The sequence below is a fragment of the Paenibacillus sp. FSL R7-0333 genome (assembly GCF_038000365.1).
Taxonomy (GTDB): domain Bacteria; phylum Bacillota; class Bacilli; order Paenibacillales; family Paenibacillaceae; genus Paenibacillus_AQ; species Paenibacillus_AQ silagei.
Genome location: NZ_JBBOBZ010000001.1, coordinates 1,234,621 through 1,250,275 on the forward strand (window position 1 = coordinate 1,234,621; position 15,655 = coordinate 1,250,275).

The window sequence follows — 15,655 nt, forward strand, 5'->3', positions numbered from 1 at the left end:
GGCTAAATGTAATCGAAAAATCGACCAGATTCGTCGCCGCGTGGGCACGTAGGCCAAATGTAATCGAAAAACCGACCACATTCGGCGAAGCGGCCTCAATGGAGCATGAGCGGGAGTCGGTTACCTATGGGGGGCATACAGTTGAGTCAGGAGCAGCACATATCATTGTTTAGGTACGGTGACGAGCATGGGGAGCAATTCAGGGACCAGTTACTTGGCTTTCTGCTTCCGGCGGAGCAGTTGCAGTTCACCGGAATGCCGGAGGAGACGCTTCAGGATATCAAGGAGGATGCCGGTAAGGAGGGAGTGGTTATTGCTCATGGAGAAAGGGCGGTGGGCTTCTTCATCCTCCATACCGGTGAAGGCATATCCGATTTCTTTCCAGACTATGGCGATGCAGTTCTGCTGCGCGCTTTCCTGATGGACTACGCCAGCCAGGGCCGTGGGTTCGCTATAGCAGCGATGTTGCAGCTGCCGGATTTTGTCCGCCGCCACTACCCTGAAGCCCGGCAGATTGTGCTTGCTGTGAATGAACGCAATACCGCCGCCAGTCAGCTATATCTCCGCACCGGATTTCAGGATCACGGCCTGCGGCGGAGCGGAAGCAAGGGGACACAACTTATTTTGCAATATGCGCTGCCTTCCGGGAGTGTTGGGGGTTTGATCGATGGATAGTAGCAATGAAATGCATAACCGTCTTACAGAGCTATTCACCCGCGATACTCTGCTAATGGATATTTTCAAACGTGCCCAAGGATTGGCCCCATTCCCTTATTACATTGGCGCAGGCTGCCTGGTGCAAACGGTATGGAACGAGCTTACCGGGCGGACGCCGGGTTATGGGATCAGTGATATCGATATTATTTACTACGACGGGGAAGATTTGAGCTATGCTGCTGAGAATGAAGTGGTTGCGAAGGGGGATGAGCTTTTTGACAGTATAGCGTTTCCGGTCGATCTCAAGAATCAGGCCAGAGTTCATCTGTGGTACGGGCAAAAGTTTGGTGTGGAGATCAAGCCGTACCTGTCGCTTGAAGCGGCAATTGACAGCTGGCCGACTACAGTGACATCGCTGGGGGCCAGGCTTGCCCTGAATGGAGAATGGCAGCTGTACGCTCCATTTGGTCTGGAGGATTTGTTTCAACTGGTTCTGCGGCCCAACAAAGCGCTGATCACTGAAGAGGTATACCGTACCAAAACGCAGAAATGGAAGAGTAAATGGCCGGAGCTTAAGGTGGTCCCTTGGGGGCAGTGAGGCTCTGGCCGTTTTTGGGCGAATAGAGAAATGCTCATTACGAGGTCTGGAGGATTCTAAATGACTCAATTTTATCTCATCCGTCATGGTGAACCCGATTGGGAGATTAATGAATTGTACCAATTGAAGGGGCATGGCCGGGACCTGGTCCCTCTTACGGATACAGGGGCTCGCCAGGTATACGAGGCCGCGAAGGATGAACGTTTACAAGCAGCAGAGATTATAGTTTCTTCTCCATATACAAGAGCACTTCAAACGGCAGCTATTTTATCCAAGGAACTGGGATTGGACATAAGAATTGAATTCGATCTAAGGGAATGGCAGCCGGACTTAACCTTTCAATACGATTCATTGAAGCGGCTAACTGAGCTGGGGAATGATTATGATGCTAACGGCGGAGTTTACCCTCCCGGAGAGACCAGACCTTGGGAATCCAAGGAAATGCTGAAAAACCGCGTGGAGAAGGTGATTGACCAATATCTCGGGTTTCAAAAGGTGATCATTACCGGACACGGCATGGCTTTTCGTACCTTGATAGGGGAGGCTCCAGAAACACCGCATGCTTCAATTAGCGAGTATACCAAAACTGGGGAGTCCTCTGAAATCTAAGCTGTTTTCAAAAACACATCATTGTATTTACCTCCTTCAAATGTTAAGTTAAGTCATGAGATGCAAATAAAGGAGCTTATGCCTTATCATGTGGATTACTCTGTAAGGATTAATTAACCGGAAGAATGCCAGCAATAGTGCAGAACACTATGCTATTCGGCATGTCTTTCTTTAATCTTACAGGGTATGCAGGGGTAAGCTTGGTTCATAGACCGGCTTCTGCGGATACCTTAGGGTATCCTTTTTTGTTGCCGGGACACCGCATCTCTATGGCTCCTTGCCTGCTTATCCTCCTAAATCATGAATGGGGGAACTACTATATGTATCCAAAACTGATTTTAATCGAGGGCTTACCCGGCTTCGGAAAATCCACTACGGCACAGCTGGTTTATGACATTCTTACGGAGACGGGCATTAGAGCTCAGCTATTCCTGGAGGGGAATCTGGATCATCCGGCGGATTATGACGGCGTCGCTTGTCTTGCGGAAGCAGAGTACGATGAGCTGCTGGGGATGTGGGCCGATTCAAGGCATATATTAAGTCCGCGGACTACTGTTCATGACAGCCATTACCTGGTGGAATACCTCAAAATCATAGATGAACACGGGCCCCTTATTCCAAAGGAAGCGCTGGATTTGCTTACCCGGAACGATGTGTATGAATTGCCGCTCGCGCAGAACAGGGAGCTGATTACAGCAAGATGGAGACAGTTCGCGGAGAAGGCCTTGCAGGGGGCGGACACGTATGTGTTTGATTGCTGCTTTATCCAGAACCCCGTAACTATGGGGATGATCAAGCATGGCGCAGCTGTGGAAGACATTATAAGCTACACGTTAGAGCTGGAAGCCATTACTGCCGGATTGAATCCGCTGCTGATGTATATTGATCAGGACGATCTGGAGCATTCTTTCCGCAAAGCTGTCCGCGACAGGCCCCTGGAGTGGTCAGAGGGGTTCATTGAATATTACACCAAACAGGGCTATGGCTTTAAACACGGGCACCAGGGCTTAGACGGAACTCTGAGGGTGCTTGAGGCCAGACTGAAATTGGAGAAAATCATATATAACCGCATAAACATGCACAAGATCAAAGTCAATAATTCTTCGTATGATCTTCCGGCGTATAAGCAAGATTTAGCGGGGAGACTGGCAGGATATTTAGAGCTTGAATAACGCGTCTTTGTAGAGTTACTGTTAATACCTGAGATGATCATTAGAGTGTTGGCGCGGAAAGTGGGGCCTAAGAAGAAGCCTGGAAATCCTGCATAAATTACAACATTCGCTGCTTCTGGAGCGTCAATATGCCGAAATCCTGTACAAAGTGCAACAACTGGTGCTCCAAAGAGTGTTAATTTGTTAAAAATAATGCCTAAAGTGCAACAATTGCTACTGAGACGGTGCCGATAGAGTGGAGATCCTGCAAAAATTACAACAATTGCAGCAATCGTGACAATTGCTACTGCCGGATCAGCGGCATACCTTATGTTGCAGCTAAGAGGAGAATTTTAACTTACTGTTATGGCAAAATAATCGAAAGAGAGGCACTCCGCTACCCAGCGGAGTGCCTCTCTTTTTGTAACGTACCTGCGGATCACAGCGCAGTGGCGACATAGGTCTGCACTGTGGACATAGGTCTGCACTGTGGACATAGGTCTGCACTGTGCTACACCACCGTAAGCATCAGACCAACGTCAGCACCAGTCCAGTACGTGCGTTTGCATCAATAGGTTAATCCGCCGTAGGCTGAAGCCGCATGGACCCGGCAGGCAGGTGGCGGGCGAGCCAGTCCAGCACATCGGCCGTGACCTCGTCCCGGTTGACCTCATTCAGCATCTCATGCCTTCCTCCCGGATACAGCTTGCATTCTACATCCTGAAGCCCCTGCTTCCGGTATAACTCAGCCAGACGCATCACCCCTTGACCGTTCAACCCCACAGGGTCCTTCTCGCCCGCAAACAGGTAGACCGGCTTGTCGCTGCATAGGTGCTGAAGAGTGGACCTGGTATGAAGCTCACGCAGCAAATGGAAGAAGTCCCGGAAGAAGCGGGTGGTGCAGATCGCCCCGCAGTACGGGTCTGCAATGAACTTATCTACCTCCTCCGGGTCACTGCTGAGCCAGTCAAAAGCTGTGCGGACCGGAGAGAAGGACCGGTTATAAGCGCCGAAAACAATGCCATTCAGCAGTACACTGCGGTGATGGTCGCCCTGCAGCCTTAACTGCATAGCCGACAAGGATTCTGCCAGCCGCAGCATGCTCCGGGGACCATTGGTGCCGCTGAGGATGAAGCCGCTGTAAATCTCATGCCCCTCTTCGCACATGAGCTTCTGAGCCAGAAACGAACCCATGCTGTGCGCGAACAGGTAGATCGGGGCATGTTCATGCCGGGAGCAGGCAACTCCCGCAAGCTGCAACAGATTGCGCCGCATCCAGTAGAAGCCGTTCTCCCCGCTGTCACCAAGCAGGTTGACTCTGCCGGCGGTAAGCCCATGCCCCCGGTGGTCATTGGCATACACGGCATAACCGGCTGCGGTGAGCGCCGAGGCGAACCGGGCATACCGCGCAGCCGTCTCACACATCCCGTGTGCTATCTGCACAATCCCCCGGATCTCCGTTCCCTCGTCCGGCAGCCATTCATAGACATGGATTTTGACATCTAAGGGATCAGTCATGGTAAAAGTGTTCTCAGTCATCGCCTGTCCTCCTGAAAGTGAAATTCAGCATTCCTAGCGTAAAGAGTACCTGTTGCTTCTGATCCAAGTGACGCAGTCCGGCTGCTTAAGGCAGATAAGAGCGCAGCACTGTAGATTGTCCTTCAATACTGTAAGCGCCCAGGCTGGAAGGAAGCAGATAGCATTCGCCCGCTGCGTATGGCTGGGAGCCGCCGTCCCAGATCAGGTGGCCGCTGCCTTCGCAGACCACCAGAATGGTGAAGCTGTCATCGGTGGTGGCGAGCTGCCATTCGCCGGACACCAGACCTTTTTCTACGATAAAATAAGGAGAGGAGGCGATTCTAAGCCATTCTCCGGCCACAGCACCATCGGTCTTCATCGAAGTCGCGCCTGCGCCTTCATAGGCAGTAACATTCAGGGAATCCTCGATATGCAGCTCGCGCGGCTTCCCGTCCAGACCCGGACGGTCGTAATCGTAAATCCGGTATGTAGTGTCAGAGTTCTGCTGGATCTCCGCTACAACGACACCTGCACACAAGGCGTGTACAGTCCCGGCAGGAATATAGAAGGAGTCACCGGCAGCTACAGTCACTTCCTGCAGGCTGTCCATCACCGTTCCGTTCTCCAGAGCGTCCTTCAGCATCTCGCGGGTGACGCCTTCCTTCAGGCCGTAGATGATTTTGGCGCCTGGCTTGGCGTCCAGCACGTACCACATTTCGGTTTTGCCCAGCTCTCCCTTGGGAAGTCCGGCATAATCATCCGTAGGGTGCACCTGTACAGAGAGGTTATCGTTGCAATCCAGCAGCTTGATCAGCAGCGGGAATCTTCCGCCTTCCTCCGTGATGCCCTTGCTGCCGAACCACTCGTGCCCGAACTGCTCACGGATGGCATCCAGGCCTTGTCCGGCCAGCTCGCCGTTGACTACAGAGGAGGTGCCGTTCGGATGATCGGCAATCATCCAGCCTTCGCCGATATGGCCTTCGGGCAGATCCAGGCCGAATTTCTCCAGCGCCCGGCCTCCCCAGACACGTTCTTTGAATTCCGGCTGAAATTTCAGAGGATATGGTTTCGTCATTACAACATCTTCCTTCCTGATAATAGAATTGGTGATTTGTCTTGTCCCGGGCTGTCAACCCGATGATGGTGTCCCGGGAAAATACAATCGCTGCGAAAACTGGGCGATTGCAATCTCTGATCAGCTTCTTTTCTTCTCTACAGCTACTACATACGGTGCAGACTCGCGCTGAAGCTGGCGGTACACGATGGTCTGCGCGTCCTGCTGGGCCAGTCCGGCGGCCCAGGCTTCGACAGCGGCGGCTTCGCGGCCGCCGCCTTCGTGGCCGGGATACAGCACGGCCGTGATGATCCCGCCCGGGCGCAGCAGCAGCAGCGCCGCCTCCAGCGCGGCCAGCGTGCTTCCCGGCTCGGTGATGATGGTCTTGTCGGCATCGCCTGCGGGCAGATAGCCGAGGTTGAACATCACCGCCGAGACCGTTCCGCGCCAAGCGGGCGGAACGGCTTCAGCCATGGCTGCATGGCTCTGCAGCAGCAGCGTCACGGGAGCCAGCGCCGCAGGTGCTTCCTCCCGGGCCAGCCGCAGGCGCTCGCCGGCAAGAGCCAGCGCCTGCGGCTGGATGTCGAACCCGTACACCCCGCCGCGCGGCCCGGCCGCCTTGGCGAGGAACAGAGTGTCGGCGCCGGTCCCCACGGTGGCGTCGATAGCCAGTCCGCCGGGCGAGAGCCGCTCAGCGGTCAGCTTATGGGCGAAGCTAAGGACAGACAGGAAGCCCATCAGCCCTTCCTCCAGTACTTACCCTGCCAGGTGTCCCTGGCGACCAGCTCCTGGTCAATGGCATTCAGCACTTCCCACTTCTTGAGGCTCCACATCGGGCCGATCAGAGCATCGCGCGGGGCATCGCCGGTCAAGCGGTGGACGATCATGTCCGGCGGCAGAATTTCCAGCGAGTCGGCAATGAGCTTCACATATTCATCCTGCTCCAGGAACCGCAGCAGCCCGGCTTCATACTGCTTCACCATCGGCGTTTTGCGCATGAGATGAAGCAGGTGGATTTTGATCCCCTGAACTCCCATATTCGCTACAGCAGCTACAGTCTCCAGCATCATCTCATGCGTTTCCTGCGGAAGACCGTGAATGATATGGGTACACACCCGGATGCCGTGACGGCGGAGCTTCGCAACAGCTTCAGTATAGCAGGCGGTATCATGCGCGCGGTTAATCAGATCCGAAGTGGACTGATGAATGGTCTGAAGCCCCATTTCCACCCATAGATAGGTGCGCTGGTTCAACTCCGCGAGATACTCCACTACATCATCCGGTAGGCAGTCGGGGCGGGTGGCAATGGCGAGGCCGACAACCCCGGGCTGCTGCAAAATGACTTCATAATATTCCCTTAGCTCCTCGACAGGAGCATACGTATTGGTATAGGCCTGGAAATAGCCGATATATTTGGCATTCGGCCATTTCTGATGCTGGCGGTCGCGGATATGGTTGAACTGGGTGACCAGATCATCCCGGCGGCTTCCGGCGAAATCGCCTGACCCTCTGGCACTGCAGAATGTACAGCCTCCTTTGGCGATGGAACCGTCACGGTTCGGACAGGTGAAGCCCGCATCGAGCATGACCTTGAACACCTTGGTATCCATCTGCCCGCGCATTTCGTAGTTCCAGGTATGGAACCGTTTATCCCCCCACAGAAGCGGAGAGGAGGCTTGTTGAAGATTAGACATGTGCAGCTCCTTTCATTAACCTTCCCATTGTATCAAAAATCCGTGATGAACGTAACAATCCCTCCCGGAAATCCGCCGAAAAAAAACTAAAAATAGGCTGTGAATTACTGCCATTCGGCTTGAAAATGCTTACACATTATGTTATATTTAAAGTGTTAAAAAAGCCGCTGCAGCAACCACAATCTTATGCTTGAATTCATAATTTCGTGTCGTCCGGTCCATACTAAACCTTAGAGGTGATAACGATGAATTCTCCAACGGTATTTGCTGATAACAAAGGTTCGATTGATGTGCAGCTGACTCCCGATGAAGCTCTCGCCCTGACAGGCGTAGAATTCAACGGCAACCACAAGATCAAGACAGAAGCGCAGCGGAAGATCCGCAATGCGTTCGAGAAGACCTTCGAGTTCGATAAATAAATGGCAGTCCGCTGAAAAGCGGGCCGGTATTACAGATACAACACGCACGGAACTTTCGACCAGTCCAACAGGGGCAGGATGGAGGTTCCTTTTCTTTTGCTGAAATCCCTTTACTTTTGCCGGTAAGTTCGGCACAATATTGCAAGTGGCATTTATCCTATTCACAGATAAGGCAATAAAGAGATAAGCGGAGGAGTACCTATGCGTTTACGCGGAAGAAAAGGAATACGTGAAAGTCTTGAGGAGCAGACCGATCTGGTCATCCTGGAACCACGCAGCCTGAAGGGGCGCTGGTCCGAATTGTTCGGCAATGATCATCCGATTCATGTGGAGTTCGGAATGGGCAAGGGACAGTTTATCAGTCAAATGAGCTTCAAATACCCGGAGATTAATTTCATCGGCGTGGATATGTATGACGAGCTGGTGCGGCGCGCAGCCGAGAAGGCCCGGAATGTATGGGAGCCGGCAGGAGAAGAGACACCGCCCAACGTGAGAGTGGCCCTGGCCAATATCGATTACGCGGAGGAAGTGTTCGCTCCAGGGGAACTGGAACGGATCTTTCTCAACTTCAGTGATCCCTGGCCGAAAAGCAAGCATGCCCGCCGCCGTCTGACGCATCCGCGTTTTCTGGATAAATACCGCGGACTGCTCAGTCCGCTCGGCGAGATCCATTTGAAGACGGATTCCCGCAGCCTGTTTGAATTCTCGCTTAATGCCTTTGCGGACTATGGCCTGCAGATGAAGAATATTTCGCTTGACCTACATGAGGGCGGCGTGATCAACGAAGAGCATGTAATGACCGAATACGAGACCAAGTTCTATGGACGGGGCGTGAACATTCACCGCTGCGAGGCAATTGTCGGAGATGAGGCGCTGAAGCAATATCAGGCCACCCGTCTGGACAAGTACCGCCTCTAGGCTGCATTACCGGCAATTACAGCAAAAGGCAGTCCGGTTCATTCATACCGGACTGCCTTTTGCGTTCTAACCTGGTTCTCTACTGTCCATGTTCTGCGCGCGGTTTATCCAGCATATCAATAATGCTTTGGGCGCTTTGCAGCGGGTTGTACCTGGAGATGGCCTCCAGATGGGCCTTGCGCGCCGCACGGACATTTCCGTAATCATTCAGCAGCCGCTCCATCCACCGGTCAACTACATCGAGGGAGCTTATCGGCTCTCCCAGTCCGGCGGCAGTGAAGTACCGGCAGTTCTCTTCTTCCTGGCCCGGCAGCGGAGAGTGGAAGAGCATCGGAATGCCCTTGGCCAAGCCTTCGCTGCAGGTCATGCCGCCCGGCTTGGTGACCAGCAGGTCGGACACCTCCATCAGCTTGTCAATCTCCCGGGTGAAGCCCAGCAGCCGGATGTTGGGATGCCTGAACCGCGGGTCTTGCATCATCTCCTGCAGCAGCTTGTCATTCTGGCCGAGGCAGAACACAATCTGCACCTTGTCCCGCCATCCGGCCAGAGCCGCATTCACTACTTCGTCATTCATCATGCCCCATCCACCGCCCATGACCATGACCGTCGGAACACCAAGCAGCTTGAACTGCTCTTGAATGTCTTCCCGGCCGTGCTGCTCCCAGAAGCTCGGGTGGACAGGAATGCCGGTTACCCGGATCTTGAAGGCGGCAACGCCCCGGCGGCGCAGCTTCGCCTTGACCTCAGGGGTGGATACCAGATAGCGGTCCACCTGCGGGCTGATCCAGCTGGCATGGGCGTCATAATCTGTAATGACCGTAATCAGCGGAGCCTTCAGCGACGGGTGAAGCCGCTTCAGGCGTGAGATAACAGCACCGGGAATGAAGTGGGTACAGACGATAATGTCCGGCTTCAGCTGCTTCACAATATTTTGGGCATGCGTATAAAACAAGCGGTGCAGGGCAAGTGTGGTAAGACGATTGAATGATTTCTGGTGACGGTACACATAGCCCATCAGCCGGGGCTGGGAGGTAACCGTCTTGCGGTATGCCGAGACAATGAGCGGGGCCACCTTGGGATTCAGGAAGCTCCCCAGCTCCAGCACCTTGGTCTGCACCTCCGGAGACAGCTTCCGCAGGCTGCTCGACAGCGCATATGCAGCCTGGGTATGCCCGGCACCGAAGCCCTCTGACAGCAATAATATTCTTTTTTTGCGCAATGTATAGTTCACCTGTTCCCTAGAGGTATTGACCGGCCGGCGCCCCTCAGGCATCATATCCAGAGGGCAAGCGTACCGGCTGCGACTCCTGACCCAATGACCGCTCCTGCGAGGACATCAGATGGATAATGCAGCCCGAGGTAGATCCGGGAGAAGCCGACTGTGCAGGCCAGAGGAAGCAGGACCGCAGTCAGCACTGGAAAGGCTATCATATAAGGAACCGTTGAGGCGAAGATAGCGGTCGTATGGCCTGAAGGAAAAGAATGATCCTTAAGCGGATTGCGGAACGTATTGGTGTCCGGCAGGGCCAGATAGGGCCGCAGGCGCGGGTAGAGCTTTTTGGCGATAGCGACGGGCACATGGCTTATCGCCAGCGCGACCAGTGCCTGAAGTCCTGTAGTTCTCCATGGCTGCGGGCACACTGCCCAGACCAGGAGATTGATGCCGATCGCGCTTGTTGCACCTCCGAGATGAGTGAGGTAGAAGAGCCAGAAGTTCAGAAACGGATTGTGCATCCGTCCGTTAATCCATTGAAACACCCGCTGCTCCAGGAGATGCAGTTTCTTGAATAAAGGTCTCATATCATGTCCCTCCGATAGTCCGGCTAAAAGAGTTCTGGCGCAGCTTAAGCAGCAGATTTCACGGCCTGAAGCTGTCTTTATCATACTTTTTTAAGGTAGCCCGTTCAAGAAAAAGCTCGGGTCCGCTCGAAAAATGTCTCTTTTGACTTGTGAGCCCCAAAGCGACTACAATGATTCAAGCAGGAAGATCGCGTTTATAAGGTAACAGAGAAATAAGGAGCCAGCCAGTACACTGGAATCCATATTCATATCTTGTGAAACGGGACATAACACAATTCGGAATCCTGCCCGGAACTAAGGGGAAATTCTTGTCTACAGTAAGGGATGCAACAAAAGGGTCAGATAGAACGTTAGCAAGTTAGAGAGAGAAAGAGAAAAAACATCAAGATTTGGAAAAAGGGGGCATCTAAAGATCATGACAGACGCATTGTTTGTTACGCTCCAAGTGATCTTGGCGGCAATCGCAGTTTATCAGTTTGCATTTTCGCTGTTTGGACTGCGCAAGAAGAAGAACAAGGTTAGGCATGCGCCGCAAAAGTCATTTGCCGTACTGGTCGCCGCACACAACGAGGAAGAAGTGGTTGGCGCTCTGATGGAGAACCTGAAGCAGCTTAATTATCCCCAGGAACTGTACGATGTATTTGTTATCTGTGACAACTGTACGGATAATACCGCTGCGATCGTGCGGGAGCACGGCATGAATGCCTGTGTACGTACCAACAGCAACCTGCGCGGTAAAGGCTATGCCATCGAGTGGATGCTGAAGGAGCTGTGGGCGCTGCCCCGCCAGTACGACGCTGTAGTCATGTTCGATGCCGACAACCTCGCACATACAGAGTTCCTGACAGAGATGAACAACGATCTGTGTTCAGGCGGACGGGTCATTCAAGGCTACATTGATACGAAGAATCCGGAGGATTCCTGGATCACGGCTGCTTACGGCGTATCCTACTGGTACATCAACCGGCTGTGGCAGCTGTCGCGCCATAATCTGAAGATGGCTAACTTCCTCGGCGGAACAGGCATGTGCTTCGAGACGAACCTGCTGAAGGAAATGGGCTGGGGCGCAACCAGTCTGGTTGAGGATTTGGAATTCACCATGCGCAGCGCCTCCAAGGGCGTATATCCAAGATTTAATTATGATGCCAAAGTATTCGATGAGAAGCCGCTTACCTTCAAGGCTTCCTCCAGACAGCGTCTGCGCTGGATGCAGGGTCATTTCACCGTAGCCCGCCGCTACTTCTTCCCGCTGCTGTGGCAGGGGATCAAGGAACGCAGCCTGACGAAGTTCGACCTGGCACTGTACGGAGCGAACGTATACATTGTGTTGCTTACGTTCCTGATGACTGCCGTAATGTTTGTGGATAATGCTGTGTTTGGCGGTCCGCATATTGCGAATATTTACGGACATCTGCCGCTGTGGCTCGGGTACTTTGCCGTAGGGGCGAACATTCTGACCTTCCTGCTGGCTATGGCGCTGGAGCGGGTGAAGTTCAAGAAGGTCTATCTGTACCTGCTGGTGTTCCCGGTCTATCTGCTCTCGTGGTATCCCATCACGTTCTATGCGTTCTTCACGCAGAACAACAAGCAGTGGAGTCATACCAAGCATACGCGCGTAGTCCGTCTGGAGGAAGTGCAGAGCAAGCAGGTTTCATAATCCGCACTGTAAATTAATAATTTCAGAGGATGTTGACATCTTCAGTCTGATGATGTATAGTATTCAAGTGTGCAAAACATAGGGATTGCAAGCAGAAGCACCGGCTTCTCACCTGACAGGCTAACAGCCTGCTGGTTTTGATCTCAATGCTTTATGAATGGTTACAATTCATGAACGTTGATCAAACGGGGTGTCGGGGAATTACCGGCATCCCTTTTTTATGGAGAACCGTAATATATTATCTGAAAATTATTCGGAGGTGGAGGATTATCAGTAAGGAACATATGATCAATGATGAAATTCGTGCCAAAGAGGTTCGGCTGGTCGGAGCAGAGGGTGAACAAATCGGGATCAAGCCGATCCGCGAGGCGTTACAAATGGCGATCGATCTTAATCTGGATTTAGTCAACGTAGCACCGCAGGCGAAGCCGCCGGTATGCCGCATCATGGATTACGGCAAGTTCCGTTATGAAACGCAGAAGAAAGAGAAGGAAGCCCGCAAGAACCAGAAGATCGTGGATCTCAAGGAAGTCTGGTTCCGTGCAAACATTGAGGAACATGATTATCAGACCAAGTTCCGCAATGTAATCAAGTTCCTGGGCGAAGGCGATAAAGTGAAGTGCTCTGTCCGTTTCCGCGGCCGTGAGATTACCCACGCTAGTATCGGCCAGAAGATCCTGGAGCGCGTGAAGAGCGAAGTAGAAGAAATTGCTGTTGTAGAGCGCCAGCCTAAGCTGGAAGGCCGCAGCATGATTATGATTCTGGCTCCGAAGCCCCAATAATCCTGGAGTCACTTGCATAGCAATTTGGCGCCGCATAATATTCAAGGAGGAAACACCATGCCTAAAATGAAAACACATAGCAGCCTGAAAGGCCGCTTCAAGATCACTGGAACTGGTAAAGTATTGCGTTACAAAGCTCACAAGAACCACTTGCTGTCCCACAAATCGAAACGTGCAAAACGCGTATTGAACGGCAATCCGGTAATGGCCCCTGGGGATGTAAGACGTTTGAAACAAGGACTCGCTAACTTGAAATAGTTAATCACACATTTTTGGGAGGTTTATTAATATGGCAAGAGTTAAAGGCGGATTTGTAGTTCGTCGTAGACATAAAAAAGTATTGAAGCTGGCAAAGGGTTACTTCGGTTCCAAGCACCGCATTTTCAAAACAGCTAAAGAGCAAGTAATGAAATCGATGGTTTACGCATACCGTGACCGTCGTCAGACGAAACGTAACTTCCGCAGACTGTGGATCGTTCGTATCAATGCTGCAGCCCGTTTGAACGGTCTGTCTTACAGCAAGCTTGTATACGGCCTGAAATTGGCTGGTGTAGAAGTGAACCGTAAGATGCTGGCTGATCTGGCAGTGAATGATCTGAACGCCTTCAACTCCCTGGCTGTTGTTGCCAAAGAGAAGATCAACGCGTAAGACGCTATAAACCGAAAAGCACCGCCTGCGGGTTCTCCCGTGTGACGGTGCTTTTTTTGCGCGGTGGGAACCGCCGAATGGACAGCTATTCCCAGTATTTCGTTGTGCTAAGCAGCGAAGCGAGTTTCTTGCTGCTGGAGCGTCTCAGCTTGCGTAGCGCAGACCGCTCGTCAGCAGACTGGCAGATCAGCTTCTCTTCGTCGGTCTGGGCCACGATGGCCGGAACAGGGGCTGTAGTGCCGTCTTCATTCATAGCTACGAAGGTCAGGAAGGAAGTTGCGGCAACGGCGCGTTCGCCTGTGTAGAGATTCTCGGAGATAATCTTGACGAATACCTCAATGCTGGTGCGGCCCGTCCAGGAGACAAAGGATTCGAAGCAGACGGAATCCGTCGGCCGGATCGGCAGGAGGAAGTCGACAGAGTCAGCGGATGCCGTTACTACGTTGACCCGGCAGTGGCGCATGGCCGAGATGGAGGCCACTTCATCGATGGTGCTCATGAGCTTGCCGCCGAACAGTGTCTTGTGATTGTTCACATCATTCGGGAAGACGCGGCCGGTTTTGAATACGCGGGATTCATGACAGTATTTGAAGTCGGGTGCAGCTTGTGGTGTGTGTTCTTGTTCCATTTTCAGTAACTCCCTTTGCGTACAAGATGTAATCATACATGATAATAGAAAAGCCTTCCCTGTGCAATAATAATGTTAATGCACTTGGAGCCAGAAGCTACATTTTGAGGTTTTCTAACATATAACGGACACAGAAATAACAGCCTGTGTCAAGGTAAGCGATTTCTTGTTGAAAAATGCAAATTATTATTGACCTGAGGTCATTAATAGACTGGATTTTAGCTTTTTTTGCAGGTATAATTTGTACTAATGGTATGTCCAAAGCAGAACACAGAAGACATCCAATTTACTAAGGGGGATCACTTTCGATGAAGAAGTTTTACCAACTATCTTTGGTTATGGTTATGGCCTTCACTGTCATTCTGGCAGGTTGCGGTAACAATAACAGCGCTAATTCCGGCTCCAATGCTGGAACAGCAACTACTGCACCAACAGACGCAGCTGCCACAGAAGCACCAGCAGCAACTGACGCTCCTAAGGCTGTCAAACTGGGTCTAGTAACTGACGTAGGCGGAGTAAACGATAAGTCCTTTAACCAGTCTTCCTGGGAAGCACTGGAGGCTATGGAGAAGGAATTCGGCGCTGAGATCAAATACCTGCAGAGTAAATCCAATGCAGACTATGAGCCTAACCTTAACCAGTTCGTTAAAGGCGGTTATGACCTCACTTGGGGAATCGGCTTCGACCTTGGCGATGCCGTACTGAAGGTTGCCAAAGAGAACCCGAATGCTAACCTGGCGATCATCGACAGTGTAGTGGACGCTCCTAACGTTGAATCTGTAACCTTTGCCGAGAATGAAGGCTCCTTCCTGGTGGGTGTTGTTGCTGGTATGACAACCAAAACCAACAAAGTAGGTTTCATCGGCGGTATGGAAAGCCCGGTTATCAAACGTTTCGAAGTGGGCTTCAAAGCCGGCGTAGAAGCGGTTAACCCTAATGCTACAGTAAAGATCACTTATGCAGGTGCTTATGATAAGCCGGATACCGGTAAATCTTTGGCGGCAACATTGTATAATGATGGCAATGACATCATCTTCCCTGCTGCAGGTGCAACAGGCAACGGTGTATTCAATGAAGCCAAATCCCGCAACAAAGCCGGCGGCAGCAAAGTATGGGTTATTGGCGTTGACAAAGACCAGTCTCTGGAATTTGGTGATGATGTAACGCTGACTTCCATGATCAAACGTGTTGACGAAGCGGTTAAGAAGGTTTCCCAGCAGGTTGTTGACGGAACATTCAAAGGCGGCACTACAACCGTTCTTAGTCTGAAAGACAACGGCGTAGGCCTTCCTGAAACATCCAAAGCCAATGTTACCGCTGATATTCTGGCTAAGGTTGACGAATACAGCAAAAAAATCATTGATGGAACAATTGTTGTTCCTTCCGAGTAATTCATTGCATCAGCTTTAACCGATTTAACATAACGACAAAGCAGGGCCGGTTCAAGTACTGGCCTTGTTCTCTGTCGGCATCTGTTATAGACAATCACAACTGTACCGTCCTTGTGTGGGGCGGTACAGC

General features: G+C 52.0%; 18 protein-coding genes. 11 read left to right on the forward strand and 7 right to left on the reverse strand.

Annotated features, from left to right (window positions below; genetic code table 11):
• The first annotated feature begins 165 nt into the window (after positions 1–165).
• The 4 genes from MKY86_RS05235 (at position 166) to MKY86_RS05250 (ending at position 3,036) form a co-directional block, all read left to right on the forward strand.
• A complete protein-coding gene (locus MKY86_RS05235) occupies positions 166–675 on the forward strand; it encodes a GNAT family N-acetyltransferase (protein WP_340826495.1) in 510 nt (169 codons plus the stop codon).
• Entirely contained in the window at positions 668–1,255 is a 588-nt protein-coding gene (locus tag MKY86_RS05240) for a nucleotidyltransferase family protein (protein WP_076081841.1), read from the forward strand. Before MKY86_RS05235 ends, MKY86_RS05240 begins: the two co-directional genes overlap by 8 nt.
• Before the next feature lie 60 nt (positions 1,256–1,315).
• Positions 1,316–1,864, forward strand: a complete 549-nt coding sequence (locus MKY86_RS05245) for a histidine phosphatase family protein (protein WP_076081840.1) — start codon at positions 1,316–1,318, stop codon at positions 1,862–1,864.
• Positions 1,865–2,184: 320 nt separating this feature from the next.
• Positions 2,185–3,036: a hypothetical protein gene (locus tag MKY86_RS05250; protein ID WP_076081839.1), complete on the forward strand. Its 852-nt coding sequence runs from the start codon at positions 2,185–2,187 to the stop codon at positions 3,034–3,036.
• A gap of 555 nt (positions 3,037–3,591) precedes the next feature.
• Here MKY86_RS05250 and MKY86_RS05255 read toward each other — a convergent pair.
• The 4 genes from MKY86_RS05255 to MKY86_RS05270 all read right to left on the reverse strand — a co-directional run bounded on the left by MKY86_RS05255 (position 3,592) and on the right by MKY86_RS05270 (position 7,281).
• Positions 3,592–4,554 (reverse strand): alpha/beta fold hydrolase, encoded by a 963-nt coding sequence (locus tag MKY86_RS05255; protein WP_076081838.1) that lies wholly within the window; start codon positions 4,552–4,554, stop codon positions 3,592–3,594.
• Between the two features lie 85 nt (positions 4,555–4,639).
• A complete protein-coding gene (locus MKY86_RS05260) occupies positions 4,640–5,608 on the reverse strand; it encodes a type I phosphomannose isomerase catalytic subunit (protein ID WP_076081837.1) in 969 nt (322 codons plus the stop codon).
• A gap of 120 nt (positions 5,609–5,728) precedes the next feature.
• Positions 5,729–6,325 carry a tRNA (mnm(5)s(2)U34)-methyltransferase gene (locus MKY86_RS05265; protein WP_076081836.1) on the reverse strand — a complete coding sequence of 199 codons (597 nt, stop codon included), beginning with the start codon at positions 6,323–6,325 and terminating at the stop codon, positions 5,729–5,731.
• The gene (locus tag MKY86_RS05270) at positions 6,325–7,281 is read right to left on the reverse strand and encodes a TIGR01212 family radical SAM protein (protein ID WP_036696094.1); all 957 of its coding nucleotides are present in this window, start codon (positions 7,279–7,281) and stop codon (positions 6,325–6,327) included. Before MKY86_RS05270 ends, MKY86_RS05265 begins: the two co-directional genes overlap by 1 nt.
• 245 nt (positions 7,282–7,526) lie before the next feature.
• Here MKY86_RS05270 and MKY86_RS05275 point away from each other — a divergent pair, with 245 nt between their 5' ends.
• Positions 7,527–7,700, forward strand: a complete 174-nt coding sequence (locus tag MKY86_RS05275; RefSeq protein WP_179090500.1) for a hypothetical protein — start codon at positions 7,527–7,529, stop codon at positions 7,698–7,700.
• 201 nt (positions 7,701–7,901) lie between these two features.
• Positions 7,902–8,618 (forward strand): tRNA (guanosine(46)-N7)-methyltransferase TrmB, encoded by a 717-nt coding sequence (gene trmB, locus MKY86_RS05280; protein ID WP_036727654.1) that lies wholly within the window; start codon positions 7,902–7,904, stop codon positions 8,616–8,618.
• A 79-nt stretch (positions 8,619–8,697) separates the two neighbouring features.
• On the opposite strand, the gene MKY86_RS05285 is transcribed toward trmB, so the two are convergent.
• Complete coding sequence (locus MKY86_RS05285; RefSeq protein ID WP_076081881.1) at positions 8,698–9,837, reverse strand: MGDG synthase family glycosyltransferase; 1,140 nt, start codon at positions 9,835–9,837, stop codon at positions 8,698–8,700.
• A 53-nt stretch (positions 9,838–9,890) separates the two neighbouring features.
• Complete coding sequence (locus MKY86_RS05290; protein WP_076081835.1) at positions 9,891–10,418, reverse strand: phosphatase PAP2 family protein; 528 nt, start codon at positions 10,416–10,418, stop codon at positions 9,891–9,893.
• Positions 10,419–10,833: 415 nt separating this feature from the next.
• Here MKY86_RS05290 and MKY86_RS05295 point away from each other — a divergent pair, with 415 nt between their 5' ends.
• From MKY86_RS05295 to rplT, 4 genes are all read left to right on the forward strand, one after another.
• A complete protein-coding gene (locus MKY86_RS05295; protein ID WP_036727659.1) occupies positions 10,834–12,075 on the forward strand; it encodes a glycosyltransferase family 2 protein in 1,242 nt (413 codons plus the stop codon).
• Between the two features lie 284 nt (positions 12,076–12,359).
• Positions 12,360–12,857: a translation initiation factor IF-3 gene (gene infC / locus MKY86_RS05300; RefSeq protein WP_036696103.1), complete on the forward strand. Its 498-nt coding sequence runs from the start codon at positions 12,360–12,362 to the stop codon at positions 12,855–12,857.
• Between the two features lie 57 nt (positions 12,858–12,914).
• Entirely contained in the window at positions 12,915–13,115 is a 201-nt protein-coding gene (rpmI, locus tag MKY86_RS05305) for a 50S ribosomal protein L35 (protein WP_036696104.1), read from the forward strand.
• A 31-nt stretch (positions 13,116–13,146) separates the two neighbouring features.
• Positions 13,147–13,506 carry a 50S ribosomal protein L20 gene (gene rplT / locus MKY86_RS05310; protein ID WP_036649386.1) on the forward strand — a complete coding sequence of 120 codons (360 nt, stop codon included), beginning with the start codon at positions 13,147–13,149 and terminating at the stop codon, positions 13,504–13,506.
• An 85-nt stretch (positions 13,507–13,591) separates the two neighbouring features.
• On the opposite strand, the gene MKY86_RS05315 is transcribed toward rplT, so the two are convergent.
• Positions 13,592–14,134 carry an acyl-CoA thioesterase gene (locus tag MKY86_RS05315; RefSeq protein ID WP_036696107.1) on the reverse strand — a complete coding sequence of 181 codons (543 nt, stop codon included), beginning with the start codon at positions 14,132–14,134 and terminating at the stop codon, positions 13,592–13,594.
• 308 nt (positions 14,135–14,442) lie between these two features.
• On the opposite strand from MKY86_RS05315, the gene MKY86_RS05320 reads away from it, so the two are divergent.
• A complete protein-coding gene (locus MKY86_RS05320; protein ID WP_076081834.1) occupies positions 14,443–15,525 on the forward strand; it encodes a BMP family lipoprotein in 1,083 nt (360 codons plus the stop codon).
• The last annotated feature ends 130 nt before the right edge of the window (positions 15,526–15,655 follow it).